The 25,240-nt window shown below is 62.5% G+C and carries 28 protein-coding genes; 8 read left to right on the forward strand and 20 right to left on the reverse strand.

All coding sequences use genetic code 11. The features are described from left to right. The first annotated feature begins 109 nt into the window (after window positions 1–109). The 3 genes from ACSQ86_RS05175 (at window position 110) to ACSQ86_RS05185 (ending at window position 1,165) form a co-directional block, all read left to right on the forward strand. On the forward strand, window positions 110–661 hold the full coding sequence (locus tag ACSQ86_RS05175) for a hypothetical protein (protein ID WP_436308564.1): 552 nt from the start codon (window positions 110–112) through the stop codon (window positions 659–661). Between the two features lie 109 nt (window positions 662–770). Beyond that, on the forward strand, window positions 771–896 hold the full coding sequence (locus ACSQ86_RS05180; protein WP_436308565.1) for a hypothetical protein: 126 nt from the start codon (window positions 771–773) through the stop codon (window positions 894–896). Window positions 897–919: 23 nt separating this feature from the next. Next, window positions 920–1,165 carry a hypothetical protein gene (locus tag ACSQ86_RS05185; protein WP_436308566.1) on the forward strand — a complete coding sequence of 82 codons (246 nt, stop codon included), beginning with the start codon at window positions 920–922 and terminating at the stop codon, window positions 1,163–1,165. A 110-nt stretch (window positions 1,166–1,275) separates the two neighbouring features. On the opposite strand, the gene ACSQ86_RS05190 is transcribed toward ACSQ86_RS05185, so the two are convergent. Together ACSQ86_RS05190 and ACSQ86_RS05195 are read right to left on the reverse strand one after the other, a co-directional pair. Further along, window positions 1,276–3,522, reverse strand: a complete 2,247-nt coding sequence (locus ACSQ86_RS05190) for an AAA family ATPase (RefSeq protein ID WP_436308567.1) — start codon at window positions 3,520–3,522, stop codon at window positions 1,276–1,278. Between the two features lie 130 nt (window positions 3,523–3,652). Further along, window positions 3,653–3,943, reverse strand: a complete 291-nt coding sequence (locus ACSQ86_RS05195; protein ID WP_436308568.1) for a thermonuclease family protein — start codon at window positions 3,941–3,943, stop codon at window positions 3,653–3,655. 310 nt (window positions 3,944–4,253) lie between these two features. On the opposite strand from ACSQ86_RS05195, the gene ACSQ86_RS05200 reads away from it, so the two are divergent. Then, window positions 4,254–5,048, forward strand: a complete 795-nt coding sequence (locus tag ACSQ86_RS05200) for a TIGR02391 family protein (protein WP_436308569.1) — start codon at window positions 4,254–4,256, stop codon at window positions 5,046–5,048. 117 nt (window positions 5,049–5,165) lie between these two features. On the opposite strand, the gene ACSQ86_RS05205 is transcribed toward ACSQ86_RS05200, so the two are convergent. From ACSQ86_RS05205 to ACSQ86_RS05250, 10 genes are all read right to left on the reverse strand, one after another. Then, entirely contained in the window at window positions 5,166–5,321 is a 156-nt protein-coding gene (locus ACSQ86_RS05205; protein WP_436308570.1) for a hypothetical protein, read from the reverse strand. Between the two features lie 2 nt (window positions 5,322–5,323). Continuing rightward, window positions 5,324–6,019 (reverse strand): M48 family metallopeptidase, encoded by a 696-nt coding sequence (locus ACSQ86_RS05210; RefSeq protein WP_436308571.1) that lies wholly within the window; start codon window positions 6,017–6,019, stop codon window positions 5,324–5,326. Further along, window positions 6,016–9,312 carry a type I restriction endonuclease subunit R gene (locus ACSQ86_RS05215; RefSeq protein WP_436308572.1) on the reverse strand — a complete coding sequence of 1,099 codons (3,297 nt, stop codon included), beginning with the start codon at window positions 9,310–9,312 and terminating at the stop codon, window positions 6,016–6,018. Before ACSQ86_RS05215 ends, ACSQ86_RS05210 begins: the two co-directional genes overlap by 4 nt. Window positions 9,313–9,326: 14 nt before the next feature. Further along, the gene (locus ACSQ86_RS05220; RefSeq protein WP_436308573.1) at window positions 9,327–10,625 is read right to left on the reverse strand and encodes a restriction endonuclease subunit S; all 1,299 of its coding nucleotides are present in this window, start codon (window positions 10,623–10,625) and stop codon (window positions 9,327–9,329) included. Beyond that, the gene (locus tag ACSQ86_RS05225) at window positions 10,618–13,077 is read right to left on the reverse strand and encodes an N-6 DNA methylase (RefSeq protein ID WP_436308574.1); all 2,460 of its coding nucleotides are present in this window, start codon (window positions 13,075–13,077) and stop codon (window positions 10,618–10,620) included. The genes ACSQ86_RS05220 and ACSQ86_RS05225 overlap by 8 nt, the downstream gene beginning before the upstream one ends. 483 nt (window positions 13,078–13,560) lie before the next feature. Further along, entirely contained in the window at window positions 13,561–14,322 is a 762-nt protein-coding gene (locus ACSQ86_RS05230; protein ID WP_436308575.1) for a PIN domain-containing protein, read from the reverse strand. A gap of 18 nt (window positions 14,323–14,340) precedes the next feature. Continuing rightward, window positions 14,341–14,610, reverse strand: a complete 270-nt coding sequence (locus tag ACSQ86_RS05235; protein ID WP_436308576.1) for a lecithin retinol acyltransferase family protein — start codon at window positions 14,608–14,610, stop codon at window positions 14,341–14,343. A gap of 147 nt (window positions 14,611–14,757) precedes the next feature. Continuing rightward, window positions 14,758–15,789: a restriction endonuclease gene (locus ACSQ86_RS05240; RefSeq protein WP_436308577.1), complete on the reverse strand. Its 1,032-nt coding sequence runs from the start codon at window positions 15,787–15,789 to the stop codon at window positions 14,758–14,760. Between the two features lie 106 nt (window positions 15,790–15,895). Then, a complete protein-coding gene (locus ACSQ86_RS05245; protein ID WP_436308578.1) occupies window positions 15,896–16,321 on the reverse strand; it encodes a hypothetical protein in 426 nt (141 codons plus the stop codon). A 20-nt stretch (window positions 16,322–16,341) separates the two neighbouring features. After that, a complete protein-coding gene (locus tag ACSQ86_RS05250) occupies window positions 16,342–16,704 on the reverse strand; it encodes a hypothetical protein (RefSeq protein ID WP_436308579.1) in 363 nt (120 codons plus the stop codon). A 160-nt stretch (window positions 16,705–16,864) separates the two neighbouring features. Here ACSQ86_RS05250 and ACSQ86_RS05255 point away from each other — a divergent pair, with 160 nt between their 5' ends. Continuing rightward, complete coding sequence (locus ACSQ86_RS05255) at window positions 16,865–17,269, forward strand: hypothetical protein (protein ID WP_436308580.1); 405 nt, start codon at window positions 16,865–16,867, stop codon at window positions 17,267–17,269. A 112-nt stretch (window positions 17,270–17,381) separates the two neighbouring features. Beyond that, window positions 17,382–17,657: a hypothetical protein gene (locus ACSQ86_RS05260; protein WP_436308581.1), complete on the forward strand. Its 276-nt coding sequence runs from the start codon at window positions 17,382–17,384 to the stop codon at window positions 17,655–17,657. Window positions 17,658–17,723: 66 nt separating this feature from the next. Here the strand turns inward: ACSQ86_RS05260 and ACSQ86_RS05265 are convergent, their stop codons facing one another. After that, window positions 17,724–19,556, reverse strand: a complete 1,833-nt coding sequence (locus ACSQ86_RS05265) for a hypothetical protein (RefSeq protein WP_436308582.1) — start codon at window positions 19,554–19,556, stop codon at window positions 17,724–17,726. Window positions 19,557–19,623: 67 nt separating this feature from the next. Between ACSQ86_RS05265 and ACSQ86_RS05270 the strand changes: the two genes are divergently transcribed. After that, window positions 19,624–19,884 (forward strand): helix-turn-helix transcriptional regulator, encoded by a 261-nt coding sequence (locus ACSQ86_RS05270; RefSeq protein ID WP_436308583.1) that lies wholly within the window; start codon window positions 19,624–19,626, stop codon window positions 19,882–19,884. Window positions 19,885–20,924: 1,040 nt separating this feature from the next. Here the strand turns inward: ACSQ86_RS05270 and ACSQ86_RS05275 are convergent. Continuing rightward, window positions 20,925–21,287 carry a helix-turn-helix domain-containing protein gene (locus ACSQ86_RS05275; RefSeq protein WP_436308584.1) on the reverse strand — a complete coding sequence of 121 codons (363 nt, stop codon included), beginning with the start codon at window positions 21,285–21,287 and terminating at the stop codon, window positions 20,925–20,927. 287 nt (window positions 21,288–21,574) lie between these two features. On the opposite strand from ACSQ86_RS05275, the gene ACSQ86_RS05280 reads away from it, so the two are divergent. Further along, entirely contained in the window at window positions 21,575–21,709 is a 135-nt protein-coding gene (locus ACSQ86_RS05280) for a hypothetical protein (protein ID WP_436308585.1), read from the forward strand. A 15-nt stretch (window positions 21,710–21,724) separates the two neighbouring features. On the opposite strand, the gene ACSQ86_RS05285 is transcribed toward ACSQ86_RS05280, so the two are convergent. The 6 genes from ACSQ86_RS05285 to ACSQ86_RS05310 all read right to left on the reverse strand — a co-directional run bounded on the left by ACSQ86_RS05285 (window position 21,725) and on the right by ACSQ86_RS05310 (window position 25,008). After that, complete coding sequence (locus ACSQ86_RS05285) at window positions 21,725–22,120, reverse strand: hypothetical protein (protein WP_436308586.1); 396 nt, start codon at window positions 22,118–22,120, stop codon at window positions 21,725–21,727. 153 nt (window positions 22,121–22,273) lie between these two features. Further along, complete coding sequence (locus ACSQ86_RS05290) at window positions 22,274–22,837, reverse strand: hypothetical protein (RefSeq protein WP_436308587.1); 564 nt, start codon at window positions 22,835–22,837, stop codon at window positions 22,274–22,276. A gap of 345 nt (window positions 22,838–23,182) precedes the next feature. Further along, window positions 23,183–24,109, reverse strand: a complete 927-nt coding sequence (locus ACSQ86_RS05295; RefSeq protein WP_436308588.1) for a hypothetical protein — start codon at window positions 24,107–24,109, stop codon at window positions 23,183–23,185. Beyond that, window positions 24,106–24,300 (reverse strand): hypothetical protein, encoded by a 195-nt coding sequence (locus tag ACSQ86_RS05300; RefSeq protein WP_436308589.1) that lies wholly within the window; start codon window positions 24,298–24,300, stop codon window positions 24,106–24,108. Before ACSQ86_RS05300 ends, ACSQ86_RS05295 begins: the two co-directional genes overlap by 4 nt. Continuing rightward, window positions 24,297–24,689: a helix-turn-helix domain-containing protein gene (locus ACSQ86_RS05305; RefSeq protein ID WP_436308590.1), complete on the reverse strand. Its 393-nt coding sequence runs from the start codon at window positions 24,687–24,689 to the stop codon at window positions 24,297–24,299. Before ACSQ86_RS05305 ends, ACSQ86_RS05300 begins: the two co-directional genes overlap by 4 nt. Before the next feature lie 10 nt (window positions 24,690–24,699). Next, the gene (locus tag ACSQ86_RS05310; RefSeq protein WP_436308591.1) at window positions 24,700–25,008 is read right to left on the reverse strand and encodes a helix-turn-helix transcriptional regulator; all 309 of its coding nucleotides are present in this window, start codon (window positions 25,006–25,008) and stop codon (window positions 24,700–24,702) included. Window positions 25,009–25,240: the final 232 nt, after the last annotated feature.

Raw genomic sequence — 25,240 nt, forward strand, 5'->3', positions numbered from 1 at the left:
CGCACGCACAACCCCGCCCATGACGAAGTCGATCATCTAGTCCGAAACCCCAAAGGAGAAGAAGCTCGAAGATCTAGACTGCTGTTCGGCCGTTCAAAGGTGATCGCACATGTCGCAAGAGCCCATTCGTCCGTGGCCCGGCCAGGAGACGACATCCTCCAGGCTGTTATGGATGAGCAACTCGTATGCGGAAGCAGCCGACGTGCTGAGCAAGGCGCTTGTGGAGGACGACTTTTCTCAGGACTACCTGAGCACGCGCGTCATTCTTCATCTGTGCCGGCACTCGTTGGAGTTGTTTCTGAAGGGCGCTTTGACCGCTAAGACTGGGAAAGCCGCCCCGAATACGCATCGGCTTGACAAGCTATACGAAACGTACAGGGCGCTCTATCCAGCGGAACACTTCCACTTCGATACGCCTTTCGGCCAGGAGATCTTTGACTCGGGCGGCGGTCTCTTCCCGGAGACGCTGCAACCTGTTCAATCGAATCATGACCAACGATACCGGTATCCAACCGACACGGGCGGAAAGCCGTTCATCGAGGTGGAGGTCTTTGACGCGCAGAAATATGCGACGGTTATCTCCGATTTTCGATCGTCGATCAACATTCGTGTCGCATCAATCCACTTCAAGTGGGGGGATGACTTTCGGCACCCGTTTTAGATTTCGGTTCCAGACGGATTCGGCATTCGTTCACGCTCATCGTCCCTGTGCCGCCGCGCGTGACCTGTAGCGCGTCGCCAATGCCTTGAGCGAATACTAGTCATCCCAGATGATCCGTCAGGGCTGCCATCCCGAGGGCGAGGGGTACTTCGACATCTTCTATCGCAATGCGGTGCCGCTCGACGCTGCGCCCGAACGATCGCCAGGGCCGGGCTACGTCCGCTACAGCGGCTGATTCTCGCAACGAAAGGACCAACCATGACCGAGAGAAAGAACGTGCCGCGCGCAGACATCGACGCCTGGATGACGCAGGCGCTGCAGAAGGTTGATGACTGCGAGGGGTCGACACTCAAGGTACGGTACCTCCTCCAACAGTCAGACGAGGGCTGCAATTGGTCGGAGGGCCTGTTGAGCGTGGGTCGGGGTATCACCGTCGAACAGGCATGGCCTATCGCGCACAAGATCGTCGAGGAGGCGCGCCTGCGCTTCAACGTCGCGCAATAGCCCGACTCACGACCGCGAGCGGCGCGCGTGATGGATGTGCATTGCCGCGGCAATCTCGCGCGCTTGCCAATCCCGCTCTTGCTCGTCGCGCCCGGGCACGCCTCCGTCCGCTACAAGGCGGCTTTCAACGCGGCGAAGTGCAGCTCGTCTTCCTTCAACAATTCAATGAGATCGCTCACGCCCTTTTCGATGTTGCAGATCATGTCGTTGTTCGACGCCATCCGCTCCATGTTCTGCCCATGGCTAAAGTAGTGGAACACTTTCAGGACGCCGCTCGCTCGGTCTCCCCAAATGCGTTCGGCACGCTGGTCGATGGTGTTGTGTTCCTTTTCACCAGGGTATTTTGAGTATGTGTAGAGCTCAAAGAATCGCCTAACTGCGTTCGGCAGCGACAAGAGAACTTCAACATCGTCCTTTTTCGGTGCGATGTAAAAGCCATGGATGACGCTGAACAGGTAGTGGTACTCGGACGCATACCTATCGATGGACCGTGGCAGATCGCCGAAGGTTGACGCAGAGGGCGTCAATCGCTTGACCATGAAGTGGCTCCGCTTCTTCCCATTGAGTTTCAGTTCGCGGAGCAGAGAAAAGAACTCGAAGTTGTGCGTCGAGATGAAGAGCTGTTTGCACTTCATCTTCCACTCGCCGGTAAAGGGCGGATCTTGAGTCAGGAATTTTGACTTAACCAGCCCGGCGAACTGGTAGATGTGGTTGCTGTCGAGGCTCGAAATGGGGTCGTCTATATAGACGATCGCGTCTTCGAGTTTGATCTCATCTAACTTGGTCATGAAGAAGGCAAAGGCAACGGCGGTCCTTTCACCTTCGCTCAGGTGCATGGCCTTGGCGCCGCCCTTCCGCGTCAGTTGGAAGCGGTCAACGTCCCCGACCTTCAGTACCTCTATCTGAATAATATCGCTGCCTAAGAGTTGCTCGATGAGCTGGTTGATCGCCTCACGCCCCTTCTGGGCCAGATTGATCTTGGCTCGCAAGATCTTGATTTCGGTTTCGAGCTCGCCCACCTTGGTCCTAAACCACTGCTGGTGCTTTTCAAGCAGCTTGAGGCGTGCCTCTTTTTCAAGCAGTTCGCTCTCTCGTTCGAACAAGACAGCGTGATGCTGTTTCAGCCGCTCTATCGCCGCGTTTTTTTCGCCGAGGAAGTTGATACTGACGGTGTTGTGCTGCTTGATGAGGTCGTCTAGGGCGGCGACAGAATCGCGCAGCGACAGCTCTACGGTCGCATCCAGAATCGGCGCTTCGGGTGTATCGAACGCCGATTGAATTTTCCTCTGCAGCGCGATGGCGATCTTGTCCAGCTCAGCGTTATAGGCTTTGAGCTGCGGGGGCAGCCGTTCATAGACATCGGCCACCTGTTTACGGAACCGGTTGAAGAAGTCCACAGGGCGCAGCGACTGGTGTGCAATCCTGCTCGCTTGCACCGTGCCCAGGAGATCCTGCAGGGCTTCTTTTTGCGTGGCCATATCCTTAGAAAAGTGGGCCCTCAGCTGGTCAAGCCGGCCAGGGGGCATAGCACTCCCGCAGAACTCGCAGTTCGCCTTGTGCTCGTGCAGAGGCAAGCCCTGCTCTACCCAATTCGATACATCTGGGTTGTTCTTCAAGTACTCGATGACGTTGGAGAACGCAGGCTGCTGCGAAAGCAACCCACCTGTCTTCCCATGCAATTGGTCAAGCTTCAGATCGTAAGAAAGCGCTGGTAGTTCAGGAAGCCTATCGCCGTCTGGCATCTGTGCCAGTTTCAGATCGCTCTCATACGCCTCAGGCGTCAGCTCACACTGCTCTCGGCCCTGCGCGCGAACGGTCGTGAGTACGTTTTCAAGATGAGTCGAGTAGAACGCCTTTACAAGCGACAGAGCAGTCTTGATCGCTGCGGCCCCATCCGTCAGCGACTTATTCTTCGCCCTGTCGAGGTCCACGAACGCCTTCCGCTTCCTCGCCTCCCCCTCGGTGCATCGCTTGTGCAGAGTCAGTCGTCCCTCAATCGTCTTCTCTGCCTCAATCGCCTCCTTGCCGACGATCAAGATTGGGTTGAACGGATCACCGACCCAACTCAGGTTCTCTTGAACGAAGTCACTGTTGAATACGCGGACCAATTCGGTATTCGCTTGGAAGCTTTGTTCGGTGATCGTTCCCGCTTCATCGCCAAACGCAAACTTGGCGGCTGGAAAGTCAGAGTTCGGCTTCTTGCTCTCCAGCAGGCCGAACAGCCTCGATATGGTCGTCTTTCCTGAGTAGTTCCACCCGTAGATGATGTTCAGCTCCCTGAACTCAGTCATCTGTGGATCGCGCGTGTAGTTGCCAAACACGCCCATATTCTTGATGTGCTGGAGTTGACGGAGCATCCCGGCCCTCTCAATGTTGCATCCCGGTCAATCGTATCCTTATGCGTCTGAGGCGGCCAGCGGGCTAGGCCGGGTGCGGACGTAGGGGTCGTGGGTTCAATTTCCCTAGTGTTGCCTGCTCGTCTGGCATCTATGACCCGCCGCTCCGCTCTCTCCGCCACTCCCAAGGCGCCACCGGCTCTGCATCGGCCCACAGGCCCAGCCGCTGCCAGCGAGCGCCATACTGCATCTTGAATAGTGCGCCGTCGTCTCTGGTCGCGTACCTCTTGTAGACCCAAGCCCTTCCGCCGGCCACCTGGTGCCGGCCGACATCCTCACCACGGCACTTCACGTCGGCGACCGTTCTGCCATACACGAACTGGTAATGGCAGCCGCCAGAGGTGGTCAACCCGGACCAGCAACGTATGTCGCTCGAGCGCACGCCCGATCCTGCCCGAGGCCCAGTACGAAGAATGGCTCGACGCGCCCGCGGAGCGCTCGATGGGCTTCATGAAATCAGTACCCCGGCCGATCGTCTGGTCATGACGCCCAAAGCCCAAGCCTGTGCGGGCCCAACCGAAGGAACCGCCCGAGCAGGGCAGCCTGCCAAGCAAGCCGCAGTGGAGCCTCTACGTGGTTCAGAAGCCATCGGCGCAACACGCGCAACCTGCGCCTTGCAATTGGGCTAAGGCATGATTGTGGCTCGTTGACGAAACCGCTACGAGCACTCTGAGCCAACTCGAGGAGGAACGATGGCAACACGAAAGTCTGCCCCCGCGCAGCCGCAATCGGCGAACCTAACGTCAGAGCAGATGCGGGCCGCAGTGCCCAAGCTTGAGCGACGGATTAGGGACCTTGAGGAATTCGATCCGAACTCGCTTCAGCAGCGCAACGATCCGCGGCTCGAATCGTTGGAGAACAAGCTTACCGATACCATCGCTGAGGTGTTCGGACATGGGACCGTCGAGTACCACAGGTTCGCTCCTAGTTCGCTAGACCAGGCGGGCATTAGCATGATGTATGAAATTCCCCTAGGCCGAGTGATTCAGAGTGTGGCAGAGAGCAAGGCCAGGGAGATTGCCAATCTGCGCACCATCATCGAGTTGTTCCAGGAGAAGCTTGCCGACGGAGGCGATACGCCTGCAACAAGAGCCAGACGAGCCTTTGGGGATCTCAATCTTCACCCTGAGATCGCGCGCGCGTGCGCCAAGCTCTTCGAGGATGGCCACTATACGGAAGCGGTCGAGAACGGGTGCAAAGTGCTGGACATGCTGGTAAAGATGCGCAGCATGAAGATGGATCCGAGTGGGACAGAGTTGATGCAGTTGGTCTTCAGTCCGAAGGCTCCGATTCTCAAATACAACGACCAGAGCAATGACAGTGAACGCAGTGAACAGCAGGGAATGATGTTCCTGTTCTCGGGTGCGATGCTGGCACTTAGGAATCCAAGAGCGCACGGACTCGTGCAGGATCATCCAGAGAACGCTGTTGAGTACCTGTCATTCCTCAGTATGTTGGCGAAGTCGCTGGATAGAACAAAGACGTGAGTCGGGCGGCCACTGCCTCGGGCGGTATCCGCGTGCCGGCGCTTCATGGCCGTGGTTCTGGATGTTCCCGCAGGCCGCGCACTCGACTAAGCCGCGAAGTGGCGAAATCCGTCGCAATTACATGTTCGACCAGACGCTGCCGACCCAGTTGACCAGGGCCGAGGGGCCGGCGGCGGCCTTGTCGCCGTCGCTGATGCCGACCACCAGGCAGATTCGGAGCTGAGCTTGTGCGACGAGGAGAAGAGCGAGACGCAGGCAGGCGATGGACGCCACTGCTAAACACCCTCAACCTCGATGCCGTGATTCGCAAGCCAGGATCTATGCCGCTCAAAGTCAGGCATTGCACGCTCGACGCGCCGCCAGTATTCCGGCGTGTGGTGTGGCTCGTGCAAATGCGCCATCTCATGCACCACCACGTACTCCGCGACGCGCGCCGGCAGCAAAATCGTCTTCCAGTGAAAGTACAGCCAGTCCCCCTTGCCGCAAGAGCCCCAGCGATAACCGAGGTCCTGCACCCTGACGCCGGCGGGCACGACTTCCATCCGAGCCGCGTACTCGCTCACCTTGTCTTCCAGCCACGGTCGTGCCCGACCGCAGTACCAGCGCACCAGGTGCTCCCGACCGTCCTTGGCCAGCGCCTGCGGCATCACGAAGCGGCCCCCCACCAGCTTGACCGCCGCATCCGACTCAGCCACCAGCCGCAGCCGATAGCTACGGCCTAGGTAGGGAAACCCTTCCCCATCCACGAAGGTCTTTCGGTGCGCCTGCTGTCCCAGGGCCGCCTGGCGGGCGAGCTGCCGGTAGACCCACATGCGCTTGCGGCGCACGAAGTCCCGCAGCTTCGTCTCATCGACCGCGGGGGGTGCCGACAGCACCAGCTCGCCCGTGCGATCAACGATGATTTCCATCGACCGCCGCGCGCTGCTGCGCCGCAGCTCGAAGCGCAGGTCGTTGACCACCAGAGCACTCATGCCTTGCTCAGCCGGTCGTGGTTGGCGCGCGCCAGTTCCATCAGCTTGTCGGTCAAGGCCTCCAGCTGGGGGGTCGGCATCAGGCGCGATCGCATCAGGGCCTCGAAGACCCTGGCCCCGAGGCCATCCTGCGCCGGCTTGCGGTTGGGCCGCCAGAAGGTCGGGGTCAACTCGGCCGCAATCATGTCGACGAGCTCGACGGTCAGGTCCACCAACCTCTTGCGCTCGGCGTCAGTGATGGCGCGGTCGCCGGCGGCGGCGTCGACCATCAGGCGCAGAAACGGCCCGTAGCGCTCGGGGAGGTCGGGCAGGCGATCGTCGTCCGCCACCTTCCCGGCCTTGATCTCATCGACGAGCCCCCGCAGGGCGGCGCTCAATTCGTCCCACTGCTCCCCCAGCTTGTCCAGCAGCTCGCGCAGCCGCTCGCTCAGTTTGCGGTAGGCGACGGGGTCCTGGTCGAGGTTCTCGCGGATGTGGGCCCGGATGGCGTGCTCCATCTCGGACGCCTTGGCACGATCATTCGGTTCGCGCGCCACCTTTTCGCCGAAGTCGGCGTCGGTCAGCGACACCGGGGGGATCTTGGGGTCCACCCCCATCGACACCACGTGGTCGTCGATGAGCTTGCGGACCTTGGCGCCCACGTCCTTGCCGAGGATGGGGGTGTCGCGGTAACGGTTGCGAGCGCGGGCGTAGATGAAGGCCAGCAGCTTGGCGTCGGGAACGAAGGGCAGCCCCTCCGGGCGCGGCAGCACCACGTCCAGGGTGTCGAGGAAATGCTTGAGCTTGACCGCGAACTCGGCGCGCAGCCGCTCGTCGTTCAGCACCTCAACGCAAGCCTCGTGGTCGGACAGGTTTTCGACACCCCGACGACGGAACAGGTCCACCACCCGCAGGTAGCGATCCCGCAGCACCGGGATCTCGTCCTTCAGGCTCTGCAAGGCCCCCTCTATGTCCTCGTCGGCATAGACGTTGAGCGCCTGCTTCAGATGGTGCGCTAGGCCGTAGTAGTCGACCACGATGCCGAACTTCTTGCCGTGGCCTGTGCGGTTCACCCGCGCGATGGTCTGCAGCAGCTCGGCCTCGCGGATCGGTCGGTCCAGGTACATCACCCCCTCGATCGGCGCGTCGAAGCCGGTCAGGAGCATCGACTTGACGATGAGGAAGGCAAGGGGGTCGCTCTTGGCGGGGTCGGCATGGTTCAGGGGCTGTTTGAAGCGCTTGATGCGCTGCTCCTGGGCTGCGGCATCGGTCCAGGGCCTCCATGCCGGGTCGTCGTTGTTGCTGCCCGAGATCACCGGCGCGAACTCCAGGCGCCGAAGAGTGTCCCGGTAGCGCCAGGCTTGCACCTGGGCCTGCACCCTGGGCGGACGCCGGCACAGGGCCTCGTCATCAAGCGTCTTGTCCTCGGGGCTCAACTGCTCGGCCTGGGCCAGCAGCTCGTCGCATGCGGTGCTGAAGGCGTCGAGATAGCGCACCACCGCCAAGCGGCTGTAGGCCACCACCTGGGCCTTGAATCCGTTGGGCAGGATGTTGGTCACGTAGTGGCCGAGCATGTCGCGCGCCTTGTCGGCGATCAGGGCCGGGGCCTCGAAAATCTGCCCCTTGGTGGCGTACTTCTGGCGGATCGCCTCCAGCTCCTCGGGCGTGTGCTCGCGAAACAGGTCCTCGAACAGCTCGTCGAGGTTGGCGCCGTCCTTGACGGCGCCGTGCGCGGTGCGGCCCTCGTAGAGGATCGGCACGATGGCACCGTCGTCCTCGGCCTCGCGGATGGTGTAGCGGTCGATGAAGTCGCCGAAGATCTCGTGGGTGCGCTTCTTGTCCCCCATCAGGATGGGGGTGCCGGTGAAGCCGATGCGCGCGCAGTTGGGCAGGCCTGCCTGCAACGCCGCCTGCAGGTCCCCAGCCTGGCTGCGGTGGGCCTCGTCGACCAGCACCAGGATGCTGTCATCGTCGTTCAGGACCTCGGTGAGGTACGACGGGGCCGGTTCGCGCGCGCTGTGCTTCGGCAGGTCCCCACGGGTCAAGGCCGGCTCACCGAAGGCATCGCCGCCGCGCTGCTTCTGGATCATGCCGAACACCAGGCCTGGGCCCTTGCGACGAAGCAGCCCGCGCAGGGCCTCCGCCGACGTGGCGAGCTCCACGGTCTCGCCGGTCAGCGCCGCCGTGCCGGACAGCTGCACCTCGAGGTCGGTGCGATCGGTCACCACGACCACCTTGAAGCGGCGAAGCTGGGGGTCGGTGCGCAATTTGCGGATCAGGAACACCATGGTCAGGCTCTTGCCCGAGCCCTGGGTGTGCCAGATGATGCCGCCGCGCCGGTCGTGCTCGCCGTCCTGCGAGCGGGTCTTGCCGGTCCGCAGGCGCTCGACGGCGTGAGCAACGGCGCGGTACTGCTGGTAGCGGCACACGGCCTTGACCGTCTGGCCGTCCGCCTGCATGAAGAGCGTGAAGTGGCGCAGCACGTCCAGCAGGTTGGCAGGGGCCAGCAGGCCGGCCACCAAGCGCTCCTGCTCCGAGAGCGAGCCCTTGCCTAGCGCGGTGGCCACGTCGGCGTCGGTGCTGGGCACCACGGTCTTCCAGGCCGCGTAGTGGCGGAAGCCGGCGCCAATGCTGCCCACCCGGGCCTCGTCGAAGCTGGTGACGATCAGCAACTGGTTGGTGTGGAACAGCCGTTCGTTGCCTTCGTTGTCGTCAACCTCGAAGTCCGCTCTGCGCTGGTTGGTGTAGCGGCGCAACTGGTCCACCGCCTCGGCCAGGGGCTCGGGGCACGAAGGGCTTTTGCACTCGACGACAACGAGGGGAATGCCGTTCACCAGCAAAACCAGATCGGGGACGATGAAGGCCTTCCCGCGGTCGAAGCCGGGCGGGCAGTCCACGCGGTACTGGTTGACGACCGTGAACTCGTTGCGCTCGGGGTGCTGCCAGTTGATGAAGTGGATGGTCTGGCCGCGGCCGCCGTCCCAGCCGGGCAGCCCCTCGACGGTGATGCCGCCGAGCAGCAGCTCGGTGGCGGCGACGTTCGCCTCCATCAGGCGGTGGGCGCCGATGCGAGTGACGGCGCCGACGGCCTGGGAGATGCGCTCCTCATCGAGCCAGGGCACGCGGTGGCCGTCGACCTCGCGCAGGTTTAGGGCGTGGAGCTGGCGGCGCAGCACGGCCTCCTGGATGACTTCGGTGAAGCTGGTGCGGACGGTGGCAGAGGGATGGTCGAGGTCACCTTCGACGTAGCGCCAGCCCATCGTGAGCAGCTGCTCCACAAAGGGCTTTTCTACGGTGTCGAGTTCCCAGCCCATGCGCGGTCCTTCTGTCAGGCTAGCAACGGCGTCACGCGGACGCGGCCGGTGAGCAAGTCGTCCATGAGGCCGAACTTCTGCCGACGCAACTTCTCCGCGAAGGCGATTTCACAGTCGAGCCTTACTTCGATGGTCGACATGCACTCGATCGCAGCCCGCTGCTCAGCAAGCGGTGGCAAACAGATCTGCATTGCACCGAGTTGATCCAGGTAGAGGCCGGGCTGGGCCGTCTGATTCACTTGCGCCCAAAGCCCATCCTGGAAGCGCTTGTGTGACATGCTGGCGTACAGGAACGAATTGTGCAGCTTTTGACTCGCTCCCCGCAAAACCGCAACGCTCCGTTGGAGCGTGAACTTCGGAAGGTCACCAACGACTGCCAGCTTGCCAATAGTCGCGCCGACAATTGCGAGTAGAACGTCACCGACCTCAATCGTCCAATGCTTGTGCATGCCCTGAAAGAACGCCTCCGAAACGTGCGTGTCTTGGTCGGTCAGAAGGAGCCGACCGTCCTTCATGTTTCGTACGCTGAGCAGTAACGGACCAGTCTCCGTCCGAGAGGGTGGGAGGTGCGTGCCATCGCGGATCAGATCACACGCGGCAGCCAAGGACTGCACCGACCAACCCTTCGGAATCCACCCCAACACCGACTCCTTGTAGAGATGCGGCGCGTCCTTCTGCGACGGGCGCAGCTCGCCGCTGGCGTCCATGCCGCGGGTCAGCAGGTCATGTAGCAGCCCCTGCTTGACCCGTCGGAGCTTCTCAATGATCGATTCGGTTTGGCGGATGATGGCGTCGAGGGTGTCGAGGATCTCGACGATCTTCGATTGCTCGCGTAGCGGAGGAAGACTAAGCGGTACGGCTTCGAGAATTCCCTTTGACAAACCACCGCGCCCACCGCCGGATGAGCGTGCACGAAGTTCCTCGTATCGATGGTCCAGGTTGTGAAACAGGTACTCGCTCTGGAGCTCCGCGTCGTCGCCTCGAAACAAAGCGATCGACTGATTGGAACTCAACTCGCAGAGCGTGAGCGCAACCGTGCCCCGAGTCTTGCCTTGACCTGCGAGGCCGATAGCAACTGCTGGGGGGGCTACGAGCGTCGCGTTTGACGCCGTCAGCCCTGCCTCGGATATGCGGCCGGGCACATCGCGTACACGGCGCAGATTTACGTCGCCCGACGCCATCCAGGGGATGTCACCACCCCAAAACCGCGGCACCTCGGTCGACGGCGTACCCCCGAGTGTGCAGGACGCAACCTCGCCGAGTTTTTTTATCTTCCAGTCATTGGGCGTGGCAGCACGATCTAGATCATGCATAGCCGAGATCTCGCAAGTACATCTGAAACTTCGCCGAGGCACCGTCTCGATCCTCTTCAATTGCCCTAAGCGTCACGCAGTACTTGTCCCACCAGCCATCGAACATTGCAACGACGTGCTGCCGCTGCGCACCAACGTATCGATCCAAAATCGCGCGCATGTCATTTCGCAGAATAGTTAGCAACAGCGCCGCTGCGTTAGCGTCGTCGAGAGCATCGACCGCCGCATTCAGGCGCTGGGCGAAGCCCTGCTCCTTGGCCTTGCACTCCTTCTTCAGCACCGCGAGTTGGCGCTTCCACTCCTTGAGCTGCGCCTCGTCCGCTGCCGGTTCGTCGTCGCCGGACTCGGCTTCTTCGCCATCATCGCCCGCGCCCTTGTCGGGCGTGGCCGCTTTGATCTGGCTGTCTAGTTCGGCCTTGCGCGCTTCCAGCTCGGCCAGCGCCTCGACGAAATCACTCATCAGGAACTTGACCAGTTTGTGATCCAGCGGGTTGTCCTTGCTCTGGTCGTCGCCCATCGCGGTGAGGATGCTGGTGCGCCAAGCATCCACTACACCCTTGGCGCCGCGGGCCATCAACGTCATGAATTCGTACTTGGCGTCGTCCCAGAAGCCGGCCACAATCCCGCGCACCTGAAAGCGTCCAAGCACGCCTGTGGGCTCCAGCGCGGCGCTGAAACTGTATAGGAGGTCGTTGCGCAGACCGACAAGACTGGGCGCATCGGCCAGTGCGATGATGCGCGGACTGTGCGCCTGCCACCAAGTGTCGAAGGCGTCGCGCACCGCCTGCTCGCGAGCCACAAGGCCGGGGTTGGCCTCGACCGTATTCCTCACAGCCTGCCGCGTCGTCAGCTCGGGACGGAAATCGTAGTAGCGGGCATCGCGCTCGACGAACAGCGCCAGCGGGTCCAAGCCGTGCCCCTTGAAGAGTGCGGCCTTGTCCTGCACCTCGGCCTTGGGCACACCGCCGACCAGGTGCGCGCGCACGTCGTGCGGTTCCGGCGCGGGGGCATTGTCGGCGTAGCGACGGATGTTGAGGTTGAAGTCTTTCTCGCGCAGCTTGGCGTTCGTGACAATGGCCGAGAAGCCGGGCACCTCGGCAAAGCTCTCAAAGGTGTTGACGATCTTCTCGACGTGCTCGGGCAGCAGGTGGTTCTGCGCCCGGCCCTCGAAGTATTCGCGGTCGGCGTTGATGAACAGCACCTTGCCCTGCCGCTCGGCCGGCTTGCCGCTATGGTTGCCCTGGCGCTGGCGCATCACCAGCACGCAGGCCGGGATGCCCGTGCCGTAGAACAGGTTCGCGGGCAAGCCGATCACGGCTTCGAGCAGATCGGCCTCGATCATGGCGGCGCGGATGGCGCGCTCTTCGCCACCGCGGAACAGCACACCATGCGGCATCACGGTAGCAAGCTGGCCGCCGTCCTTAAGCACGGCCACCATGTGCTGCAGGAACATCAGATCGGCCTTCTTGGCTCCAAGCGGTACCTCGCCGTAGCGAAAACGCTCGGCGCGGAACTTGGGCGCCCAGACGGCCTGACCGGCGCGGTCGATGTCGGTAGTGCCCCAGTTGATGGAAAACGGGGGATTGGAGAGCACGCGGTCGAAGCGCATGAGCTCGCCACCTTCAACGTGCTGCGGCTCAGCCAGGGTGTCGTCGTTGCGCAGGTCGGCGGTGCTGATGCCGTGCAGCAGCATGTTCATCTTCGCGATGGACCAGACCGTGCCGTTGGCCTCCTGGCCGCACAAGTCTGCGCGCCGTCCGTCCCCGCCATGTTCGTCGATATACTCTTTTGCCAGAATCAGCATGCCGCCGGAGCCCACGCAGGGGTCGTAGATGCTGTGCTCCTGCTCGGGTTTCACGAGCCGCACCATCATGCGCACCACGGAGCGAGGGGTGTAGAACTCGCCCCCCTTCTTGCCGGCCGAGTCGGCGAACTCGCTGATCAAGTATTCGTAGGCCGCGCCCAGCAGGTCGGGGAACTCGAAGTCCTCGTTACGCAGGCGGTACTGGCTGAAGTGGCTGATGAGCTGGCGCAGCTTGTTGTCCGGGATCTTGCTCTGGCCGACCTTCCGGGTGAAGTCGATGTGCTCAAGCACCTCGGCCAGGCTGGAATTGTTCGATTCGAGCCCTCCCAGCGCGCGGTTGAGGAAGCCGCCCACGTCGTGGTGGGCTTCGTTGACGAGGTACTCCCAGCGCGAGTTGGGAGGGACAAAAAAGGAGTCGCCGTACCAGCGCTTGAGCTCGGCGCTCTCGCGCGCCTCGGCCTCGGTCTTGCAGGCGTCTAGCTCGCGCTGCATCACCTCTTCGCGACGCTGGTCGAACACGTCGGAGCAGCGTTTGAGGAACAGCATCCCGAAGATGTATTCCTTGAACTCCGAGGCATCCATCTTGCCGCGCAGGATGTCGGCGGCTTTGAAAAGGTGGCGTTCGAGTTGGGGGAGGGTGAGGGGCATTTGCTAACAGACAACACGGGTCGGAGGGGCTGCACCTGCGTGGCGGAGCCGCCGGAGGAACGTTCAGGATGATAGTCACCCTTCACCTTCGGTCCCGCCCTCTAGTTCTGCAAGTCCGACTTCTTGCCCTCTTCCAAAAAATCGGCAAGGATCGCGCCACCCCTGCACCCACGACCACGACAGGAACTGCGATGGCAGCTCCAAAAGCGGCTACGCCCGCCATCGGGGTTGCGATCGATGCGAGCAACCCCACGCTGCTCCCCTGATGACGCCCCGCATCGGGCCAGTTCTCTCGTCCCAACCGACCCGCTTGCTCACAAGCGCGACACGTTTTAGAAGTGCCGTCGTGAGATCGAGTAGGTGACCTTACCGACTGGAGAGCATCGCCGTGGCGAATGACAGTCGCTCGCTCAGCCCAGGCAATCAAGAGTAGGCCGCTCGTCGTTGACGCTACCTTAATGCAGCCACTGCAACGCTGTGAACCTATCGCGCGTACCGCGCAATGCAGCCGCCGCACATCCACTCGCCGTCGTCGTAGATGCCGCCGGTCATATCGGTATGCTGATGGCACCAGCCGCATTCAGGCAGGCTGGCGGCGTGGCGTTCGCGCTCCAGTAGTTCGCGAAACGGATCGGGCCTGTGCCGTCGATCTTGGTGGCCAAGCTGCAGCGACGGCAACAGCTTCGGATCCGGCGGGCTCGCAAATGTGCCGCAGTTCGAGCACCAGCGTCCACCGTGATGTTCAATGGTGCTGGCCTTCTTGCATCGGCGGCACACAGTCTGCTCGGGGTCGATGGAGATCGAAACGGTCGTGAGGATCGAAGCCGGAGCCAAATCCGGCTCTCGCGCCGCTTCAGATGCCGTAATAGATGCCGGCTCGGATGGCGCCAGCAACTCGTCCAAGCTGGAGACGCGACGACAGTCCATCCCATTCTTGTTGAGATGGAGCAGCAGAGGGTCATAGCCCTTGTCCTTGGACAGAACGATGCACACGGTGTCCTTCGCAGTCTCAAATGTACGGCCGAGATGAAACGCGATGTGGAAGTCCAGCGCGTTCCTCCCAGAGCCTTCGATCGGGTGGAAGTCGACGCGGCAAAAGCGATGCGCCGTCGCCTTGTCCTTAGCTGCCCTCGGCGGATGCTGGTTGGCTCCGACGAAGATGACCCCGCGGTAGCTGTCGTCCAGTCGTGAGATGTCGAATTTTTGAACGTTCTCATAGTCGACCAAGATGAGGGTGCCGGCCATAGACAGTCGAACTGTGGGTTACTGGGAAAGCAGCGCCGCTGCGACCAAAAGCGCAATGATGCCGACGGCGCCAACCTGCTGACTCATCGGCTTTTCGCCGGTCAGCCAGGTCGCATAGTGCTCGCAGTTGAGCTTGACCAGGTCATAGGGGGGCTTTGCTCCGGCCGACTGGCTGGCGAACCATTCGATCTGAGAGTGACGCTCGATCGGTGCGGCTTTGTCTTGTCTGACGGGCAATCCCTGAGCAAATTCAGACAAGCTGGTGACCTCAATTCCGTCCGGCGTCATGTGCGCAACGAGACCGCTCGGCAGTGAAACCCCTACGTGACGCCCGACACGAGCCAGGGTGGGTCGAGAGATGACGCCGACGAACGGCGAGACTAGCCAGGGACTCGTGTGTTGCCGATTCACCGTCACAGTAGTCGCTCCAACCGATCAGTCCGCTTCAGTGCCCGGACCCGGCTCGGGAATGTAGACGCGGCGAAGTGGAAGGAGAGCTTTGTACTTGGAGTCGAGCGCCTCATAGTGTTCGAGCACCAAGTCGACCAGCGCATCGCCATCGACTAGGCGCAGGTTGCTTTTGCTGCGGGCGAACTGGGTGGCTTGGTTGGTGAAGTAGCCCAGCGTCACAAACAGGCCGAATTCGGCTGGAGCTACTTTGCCGTATAGCTGCGAGATCAAGGGATCACCCACGCTGCCCTCCGTGCTCTTGCACTGCACTTTGATGATGGGCGGCTGGAAGCCGAGTTCGTCCTGATGCGCGACGATGTCGATGCCGCCATCCGGACCTTCCGGCGAGATCCGCGTGCGATAGCCCAGGGTCTGCAAGAGGTTCGCGACGAAGTGAGCGAAGGGATGGCCCTTGGTCTGCTGCGCCAGTACCTTGAGCACATAGTCGCGCGTCGTCTCTTCGATGTCCTCGCTGATCTCGGCAACCGATTCGTCCTTAGCCACGGGCACCAGCGGCGGCGGCAGCTTGCTGTCGATCGCCGCCCAGAATTCGTCGGCGTAGTTTTTGACCACGAACAGCGACAGCGCCGAGCCGATCTCGTAAAGCGCGCCCTGCGAAAAGTGCGTGCGAGGTATTTCTTTTAGCCATTCGACGGAGCGACGCTGCGGATAAAGCTGTTCGCCACTCTCATCGTGGACATACTCTCCGGTGATACGTCCGAGGTGGACTTGCTTGGAACGCTTCGACGGATAGACCACGAAGTCGCCGACGCGCATCTCGTGTACGAATCGATAAAGCTGGCCGGCAGATGTGGGAACGTGTCCCGGCTTCGCTTTCGCGGCGACCGGGAACACCGATGCGTATCGGTCCTTGAACGCCTCACGCGTTGGACCCAGAGCCTTGAGATTTCCGATGTCGTGCCATCCGAGCGCGATCACACCTTGCTTCAAGAAAAGCTGGTCCGCATCGCCTGTCTTGCCGGCATGAATGCCCCACAGGGTTGTGTCTTGCGCCATTTCTGATTCATTTCCTTTCGTCGTAGAGCGTTATGTCGTGGTGCCAGTGCAGTCGCGAACTGTGCCACGATACGCACCTGGGCACCTAGCCACGCCATCTGTGCCCTCACTCATCGGGCGCCCTGGTACTAATCGATACACCTCTGATCAATGCCGACTGGTACCGCGGCTTGTCGAAGCGCAGGTCCAAATAGCACTGTCGATTGGCTGATGCCAGCATGGAGACGAAGCTGTACTCGCGGCTGTTGAGGTAGATCACCGCTGACAGCTCCGACTTCAACCCGACGATTGATCCAATGAGTTGATCCGCTGGACCGTTTATCGTGTCCTTCTCCAAAAGCATGATGTCGAAGCCGGTTACACCCTTCACGGGAGCATCAAGCCTCCCTCGCATGTGGAGGTACACCGAACCTTCGCGTAGGCGGCGCAGCTTTGTGTCCGCGGCGTGGATGAAGCATTGAAAATCCCATTCATTCACAACGCCACGATGGCTGATGACCTCAGCCCGAGCTGGCTTGCGCCTAGTGGCCATCACCAACTATGGGTTCGCCGCTAGAAGCAGCCGTAGGCGGTGCACGTCTTGCTATAGGGGTTGCCGTGGCTATCGATGCCGTTGTGAAACGTGGTGCCACCGATGTGCTGGGACGTACCGTTCCACATGTTGCCGTTGGCCGCAGTGCCGTTGTGCATCGTCGTATTGCCGATGGTGGTGCTCGTCTGATTCCAGTTGCTACTCGTGCTTGGATTCATGCCTTGCACATGCGTTGTGTTCCCGAAGCGCTGAACGTTGTAGGTGTTGCCCGAGGCGTCGGTACAGGTCTGGAATGAGCCAGAGCCGATACATGTCGCATGCGCGGCGAGCGACAACACACCGAGCGACAGCAACGCAGCGAGAGATCGAAGGTTCTTCTGCATGAGCTTCTCCTTGTCCCAGTAGGAGCGTTAGTCTTGACCCAGGCAGTTCTGCTTGCTATAGGGTTCACGCCGCCACCTGCCAACTATTGCCCGATTCAGTCAAAAGAAGTTCTCGAGCGGGAACGCATGCCACCTAGACTGCGCATCAGGAGTGAGCAGCATGAAGACATTGGTGACCTGTATTGCGGTGCTGCTGGCAGGCTCTGCCCAGGCGGGCACGATCTATCTCTGCAAGGCTTACAACGGCTCGACGTTTTGGGCGCAGGCGCATTGCAACCAGCACAACGCGTTGATTGAGCGTATCGAGCATGTTGCAGATGTGCCGTGGGACCAGCAAGTGCAGCAAGCCGAGCAAGGCAAGGCGGCACGCTCACAGCAGGCTCAAGTCAGTGCCGGCGATTCACAGCGAGAGACCCGATGTGCGCAGCTCGTAGCCGAGCGCAATAAGATCGAAGGCCGATACACGAACTGGCAATGGCAGCCGCCTGAGGTGATCAACCCGGACCAGCAACGTATGCGCGGGCTGCGGGCTGAGCTGTCGGCCAATCGCTGCGCCGTCCAGTAACGATGAAGCCAGCAGCTAGTCGCTGCCGGCTCTGCGCAGTACCGACCGCAGTGCCTTTTAAAGGGATTGCTTCGAAAATCGGCCGTCTAAACACTACAGAAGGTCGCCTTTCATGACGCTCGAACAGACCACCCAAACTCGCCTTTTTGTCTTGCAGCGCGCGATTCTGGCGCTGATCAACACTCATCCAGACCCGCGTGCGTTTGCCCGCGTGATGGGAAGCTTCACGGCGGTTCAGCAGATCGATCAGATCGAATACGCCAAGTCGAACCCCGAGGTTCGCGCCGAGTCTGACGCCTTCGCCCGTGAGATCATCGATTTCGCCGGTCTGGTGGCTGAAAAGCGCGACTCGGCAGACGGCAAAAATGGGCCGTCGGGCGAGGAGTAATGATGGCTGCTTCGCTGCCGGGGCCGTCCAGCCGCTCCAGCTTGCGGCAGCCACGCCCTTTGGTGATTAGTTTCCGAGAACGCGCGCGGCAGCGCCGATGCCGAACTTCTCGTCGAATTGATCGGCTTCATCGGGGTTGGTCTTCAGCTGAGCGATGGCGGCGGCGGGTGCTATGTACCCAACTGGGGCTGGCCGTCGCACGGCGCCGCCTGGCACCTGTATGACCTGACCTGTCGCCTTGTTGAAGATGATGGGTACCTTTGGCTCGGTCCGCATGCCGAGCATCGGATTCGCCGGATCGATCGGCACGGTGCCGCCACCCGATTCCAGGGCCGCAAAGTTGTCCTGCGCGGCCTTACCGGCTAGCGCCGCCAGCTTCTCGGAGGCCGCGCGGCGCGCCGCCGGCGTCTTGGCGTTCTGCACCTCGGCCTGTGCGCCTTCGATGCGCGCTTTCGTGCGGATGTCGTAGCCGGCGGCGGCTTGCCGAATGCCGAGATCCGCGCTCGCGATCGCGCCGGCCGCGGCCTGGCGGCGATCGACCATGCCAGCGCGTGCCATGTCGCCCTGCTCACGGATGTTCGCTCGTGCGGTGTCGCCTGCATCACGCACAGCTCCTCGAGCAGTCTCGCCGGCATCGCGCACGAGGCCTTCCGCTGCTCGAGCGCGGTTCGTGGAGGTGGTATTGATGGCACCCTGCGCTTGCGCGATCGCTTGGCCGTCGAAACCGCGACGCGGAGACCAGGTGCTTTGCGCGCGGCGCAAGTCCGATCGTTGATCGGCGTCGATGAAGAAGTTGGCTGTGGCCTGGCGGCTGTCGACGCTGGCGTCAGGAATGACGGCCATGCTGGGACCAGAGGCGGCCACCACAGATCCAGCGGCGGCCGCGCCGCCAGCGATGGGAGCCCGGCCAATGAAGCTCGCACCAGGCATCGATATGACGCCGCCGCCCGGCGCGCGGCCGTTGATCGACACATCGCCCGATACGTTGCTACCCGAATAGGAGTTGCCGACCCGCCGGATGGCTCCCGCCGGGGCCACCGGAAGCACTGGTGCCATGACCGGCGCGCCGTCGGGCCCGATCTGAGCCTCGGGCTTGGCGGGCGGGGCAAGCAACGCAGGAACTTGTGCACCGGCGTTGTCGAGCCTGCGCACATCTGCCTGCGTGGCTGGCGGGCGGATTGCACCCGCAGGCGCGGCCGGCGCGCTGGGCGTGAGGGTCTGCGTTGGCGCGGTGGTCGCGCCTTGCCCCAAGACGCGATCCAAGCTTGGCGTCATGGAGGACGGGTCGGCCCCTGCTGGCGTCAGCAGAGGCCTGGTGAAGGCCATGTTGACGCCAGCGGCGCGCACCGGACGCACCACCGCTGTGTCGTAGGCACCAAGGGCCGCCCGCGGAATGGCCGTTCCCGCGTCCATGATTGCGGCGCCTGCAACGTCATTGAGCTTGCTGGCACCTTCCAAGAAGCCACCAATCGCCTGACGGTCGGAGGCTGCTTGCGCGTCAAGCGGCGCGGCGGGCGCCGAAGGCGCTGCGGTGGCGGCCGCCGCAGCCGCAGGCCGCGCGCCCCCCACGTTCAGGATGCTGGTGTCGCCCATCGAAACGACCGGCCGGCCTCCGGCGTTGAAGCTCGTGGGCTTCGGAGTAGCGCCGTAAGAGGCCTGAGGGGAGCCGATGCGTGCGGGTGAAGCAGTGGCACCGGGGGCCATGCCAGCCGGGGCCACAGCGCCACCCACCGCCATTGGACCAACCGCCTGCGCGGCCGCGTCCCCGAAGGAGTTGGATTTCTTCTTGTCATCGGAGAGGATGGTAGCCATGCGTGCCTTTGCGGGTCGTTTAAAAATGCCTACGGCATTTAATCCGGCCTGCATCAATCTTGCGAACCTCAAGGGGGTGTCGGCCACGCGGACAGTCGAGGATGCGCAAATTGCGCGTTGAACAGCGAATCCGCAGCACACAAGAGGACAGGCAATGAAGAAAGAAGCTACCCCCATCGTCCATATCCGGCCGCTGTTCCTGGCCCGGGCGGACGCGGCCGCGTACTTATCCCTGTCGGTTAGTTTGCTCGACGCCCTCGTGGCGCGGGGCGAGGCCCCGAAGCCGCGCAAACTCAGCGCTGGCCGCACAGCGTGGCTGGTCGACGACCTCGACGCCTGGGGCCGCGCCCGCCCCGTGTCCGACCTGCTGCCCCCGGCGAACAGCGGCTACGGGCGCGCCGGGTTGCCCTCTTAAATGGCGCATCCTCTCCTGAGCCGCCAGCACGCTGGACCTTGCTGAGGCTGCGTTCGTATTTGTCTCAGCCACAGCGCCTGCAGCGGTGGTGACACTTCGGTGCGCGCTGGTGACATTCCTCGTCGCGCCTTCTTTCCCGCCATCGGCTCGCTCCCATTGGGGGCAGTGGGCCTTGCTGATCGCAAACGGTGCTGCCAGAGCCCCCGAAATGGCGGAGACATTCTGGGGACATTCCTAGTGCTGCAGCTGGCGGCGCAGATGTCGCTCAACGCATCGCAACGTTGTCGGCGAACACCAGAATCAGCGTATCGCGCTTGCGCGGCCAGTGCCTCGATTGTCGACCTGCTCAGCCGTCAGGCGTCGCGCCTGCCCTATGGTCTGCGATGGTGGACTTCAGGGCGCTGACCACCAGGTCCGTTTGTTTCCACACGCTCTGCCTATGCCCTCTTTTGATGGAAACAGTTTGGCAACACCTTGGCAACACTTTTGCCGTCCGTCGTTCCGCGGCGCTCTCTGGCGCCGGGCGGGGCGGCGCCGGCTCCGAGTACGGTGGGTGGATGGAAAAGCCAACGACCATTCTCATGACATTGCCAGAGGGGGCTACGTTCCAGGGCCTCCGGCACCGGCCGGGTACACGAGCCACATCAACCCCACGACGGGCGCGGGATGTACTTTGTAGATCTGCCCCCTGGGTACCTGTGCGGCGGGCCGGTAGTGCCGTACTCGCGGCGCACGAACCTTTGGATTGGGCATCGCAAGACGCATCAAATGGAGCTGCCAAGAAGCTCTAAGCGGCACCTGCGCTCGGGTCAAGAACGAACTTTCGGTTAGCCGCTTTTCCGCGTTCACCGCGCCGTTAACCACCGCGGCGTCAATCTGCGTGGGCAAGCGCTCGACGCCGCCCAAGGTTAGCGTCTCTTCGGCACTAACCATCGCACTAACCAACCAGCACTAACCTCGCGGCATTGGCTCTTTCGTGGGGAGTCGCCCTGGGAATCAAGTGCTGGAACCCAGCGCCCCGAGATTCGAAAGCGACAAAGCTACGACTCTGGCAACTCCGGCAACTCCGGCAACTCCGGCAACACAGGCAACACGCTTCTTCTGCCGGGCCTGCCGCGTGATTTTTCGGGCGCATGGTTCACTTGCACGGCCAAAGCCAAAGGCCTCGCACGCTGCGGACGCGGCATCACGTTGCGCATGGCTTCTTCGTGGAGCGCCTGCACCACCGCGGTCCGCGGAAACATCCAGGAGCGTCCGTACTTGATCCCCGGTAGGCGCCCCACCCGGGCGGCCTCCTCCACAGTTTTCTGCTCGCATCTCAATAGTGCCGCTAGTTCTTCAGCCGACACCAACATGCCGCCGCTGCAATCGGCGTGCAGGACGCCGCGATCGATACCGGTCATTTCGTGCTTTAACTCGAAGGGATCGGCAAAAGTCTACTGAGATGGCGGGGAAGATCAAACACTGAATGTCAATCGAGCCGCGCGCTTGGCCGGCTTCGATCGTGCGCGGCGACCAAGGGTCACCAAGCCGACAACCGCTCAACCCCAGCGACCTGGGCGACGCCCGGCAGGCGCGACGCCCGGTATTCGCGTGCTGTGCGTGTCGCACGCAATGCCGCTCGGGCCTGCCTGCGTCGCGCGCTGGTATTCAAGGCGGTGGTATCCACGCGGGTATCCACGGAAATGAGATGAAGTCAAAAGTGCTGGCGGTGCTGGAGCCCGCGGCGGGCGCCAGCGCTTCGACCGTGACTGTCGAGGACGCGGTGATGTTGGCCGCCCGACGCTGCCGGCCGCGGCGTGGACCGCTCGAATCTGCTGCTTGACCGCCTCAGACGAGGTCAGTCTTCCTCAGGCATGCCCAAGTTCGCCAGGCCCTGCATCAGGTCGAGGTGCGCGAGGTACGCGCGGCTTTTTGGCATCCGGGGTGTTTGCTCGGGTTCCTCCGCTGGGAACAGGTAAAGCTCGCGCGTCGCTTCCCAGGCGTCCTGCCATGTCGCGCCCTGCGTCGTCAGCGCGCGGATCGCTTCCGCCGTCGCGGTCGCCGCTTCGGTCAGCGCCTGCTCGAGCTTGCCCGTCATCAGGAGACGCCGGTACTTCCGGGGCTGGTGCTCCATCCAGTGGGCTCGGGCTTGCGCCATCCAGTTCGCGTGTTGCATTTCCATCTTTCGGTGATCCAGTATCCGCGGGTGGACGATCTTGAGGTGAACGCGAAGAACAGCTTCGACCCGCTTCAAGCAGCACCCCCTCATCGTGCGCGACGATCGTCTTCGCCGATCAGGTCCGGCCGGGCTGGGACATCCAAAGTGCTTTGGTAGAGGGCGTCTGCCGGGCCCTGCGCGCGGGCCGCGCCCGCCGCAGGCGACACTGGGCCCGACGCCTACCCCGCCTCAGGCCTGAGGCAGCGTCGGGCCTTCAGCGGGTCGCGAGTGGTCATCGAAGAGGTCGGCCAATTCGAAGCGCTTCACACTCCGGTAGGCGTGCTCAAGCTCGCCCATGTAGACACGCTTCTTGGCGATCCAAGCGGCGCGGGCAGCAGCTTGAGCGCCGTCTTGCCCCGGGTTAGCCTGGATCTCGCTGTTCGCTACGTCGATCATCGTGGTCAGGACGGTGAGGCGAGCGTTCAGCGTCGCGTGGCGGTTGTTCTCCTCCATCGCCTTCCGTTGGTGGAGCAAGGTCACAAATAGGCCGGCCACCGTGAGGAAGCCGAGCGCCGGATTCAACAATCCACCCATGAAATCGCCAAACTGACCCCACGACGACATGTCGACTGTCGCGGCAGAAGGCGCATGAAGCCGCTCAAAAAAACGGTAGGAGAGGTAACCAGCCATTCCGGCCAAGGCGACAAGGCCCGCGGCGATCAGCCCGGTAAGCCTGCCCAAGAAGTTCCGAGTGGCGATGACGTACAGAGCTACGGTGTGGCTGAAAACCTGGATGGCGGCTGTGATTTCCATTTTGCACTCCTGCCGCACCGTGCGGCGCCGCCAATATAGGCGGGTTAGCCGGAGCACACCCGAATCCTTGCGCACCTCGCTCGATATGGCGCAGGCCGCGAGCCGGATCGCCAGATGCGTCCAGTCGCCGCCCGCGTACACGATGCGAAATTAGGCCGCAGCGGAAATCGCGGCCACCGGTGCGAGGCCTTCATCATGTCGGGAAGCGACCCGCCTGCGAACCCGGCCGCGGAGCAGAGACCTAGATCCAAGTCAGCGAAGTGACGCCCCACTCGATGAAGCGGAGCACCCTCTGCAGCGTGGTGACTTTCTGGTGGTGACTCTGGCGCTCTGATTCAACGTAGGTCAGGCAGCGATCCTCGGTTTGCGCAGCGCTGCCAGGCGCTCGAGTGTCTCGACGCTCGGCTTCGCCGCGATCTTGTCGTCGTCGTAGAGCTTCTGGAGTGCCGGGTCGCGGCCGGTCGCACCGGGCACCGTCGCCGAGATCTGGATGCCTTCGTCCTTCCACCGGCCCTGGTTCAGCCAGGTCGCAGGGTTCGGGATGAACTGGCCCTTCTCGCGCTGCCACTGGTCCGTCCCGCGCGCCGTCGCGATCGCCTCCATCATCGCCGCGACCAACGCGCGAGTCGGGCTGCGCTTGTCAAACGCCTTGCGGGCATCGTCCTTGCCCACCTTCTTCGGGTAGGCCTTCCAGAATTCCTCGAAGAGCATGTCGCGAGCGGCAGGCGGCCTATCCACGGGTGGTGCAGCGACGGGTTTGCGTTCCAGCGACGGCGAGAGAGTTTTTTCCTGCTCCTGCTCCTGCTCCTGCTCCTGATTGGGCATAGGCTTCGTGAAGGCTTCCGGAAAGGCTTCGCGGAAGGCATCGCGAAAGCCTTCGGTCATGCCCTCCGCATAGGCGCGGGAGCGAGCAACGACGCGGGTTTTCAGGGCGCACTCAGGAAGAAGGTCCACCGCCGAAGCCCATCCCTTCACGACGTTGGGCGACTCGGGCTTGTTGTACCGGAGGAAGTTCGGCAGAGCCAGCAAGTGGGCCTTCGGGTCGTGCTCTGCCATGCCCCTCGACAAGACCTGCTGAAAGGCTTCCCGGAAGCCTTCGGTTGACCACCCCAGTTCTTCAGCCATGCCCGCTACCGTGGTGCGCATGGCGCCCAGCATGGTCATCGCGGGGTGCGTGAGCAACATGAAGAACACCAGCTTGGCGTCATCGCCCAGAGCGCGGAACTTCTCGTCGTTCCAGATGCGCTGATCAATCTTTCGGTAGCGGCTCACGTTGCCCCCCCGATCGCTGCCAGGAAGGCGCGGACAGCATCCCCGTCAGCGAGCGGGCGGATCAGGCCCCAGCGCGCAGCGTGATAGCGCACAGTGCCATCCGCGCAGGTCTCGCGACGCAGTTCATGGCCGAGCAGCGCGTACTGCGCCGCCAGGGTGGCGAAGGCCTTGTTGTCGGGCTGCTCGCTCATGTTGGCGCCGCCGTTTCTCTAGGGCCAGGATCGCCTTCATGATGGCGGTGAGCGTCGCTGTCGATCGCCGCCGCGCCAGGCTCTGCAACGAGCGTGTAGCGGGCCATGCGGGCATGGGAGTAGCCGTCCGCCGCTTGGCCAGAGAACTGAACCTTGTCGATGTCGTGGCCGCGGCGGTGACGAAGCGCGTGGATACGCGCACTGACCTGGTACACCCCCAGGGCGCGCAGATCATCCGTCGTCTTGGGACCCAGACGGAGGGCTGCGATGATCCGGCGGTGCTGGGCTTCCGTCCCGGTGCTCTTGTCGCTAGACTTGAGACTCGATTGCTGCTTCTTGAGGGGGCCGACTGCGGGAACAGGCGGCCCTTTCTTCTTGGTGGGCTTCATGGTTGATGCCTCACTGCACGGGATCAACGTCCGCGCCGCGCGACGAGCGCTTCGCGATGAAGGCTTCGACGGCGTCACGGTCCCACACGGTCACAGATTCACCCAGTTTGAAGGGCTTAGGAAAGCGGCCTTCACGCACCCAGCGCCAGGCCGTAGCGGGGCTCACCGGCATGAGTCCGGGCTTGTTCGGCGTGGTCGCCAATTCAGACATGCGGATATAGCGGCTCGGCGTTGCGACCGCCAGAACAGGGCGAACCGCTGGGTGATTGGGGATTGCTGCGGCAATCTCCGTCCGTGCTGCTTTGGGTTTGAAAGTCATCTGTGTTACTCGGTATGCGCAACACGTAGCCGGGATCAGGTGCCATGCGTTGCGCGGTTGAAAACTGCGCGCCGCAGGCATCAGAAGCCACAAAGCCCGAAAGCCAAAACCTCAAGGGGGGTACGCCTTGAGCGGCAACGCTTCAACGTGACACGAAGCGGCACAAAGCCATCACGTATCAACGATTTTTCAACGCAACGCCGCCTTTTTCGAGATAGGCATGGGGAAAACG

The organism is Variovorax sp. LjRoot130 (assembly GCF_964253755.1).
Classification (GTDB): domain Bacteria; phylum Pseudomonadota; class Gammaproteobacteria; order Burkholderiales; family Burkholderiaceae_C; genus Variovorax.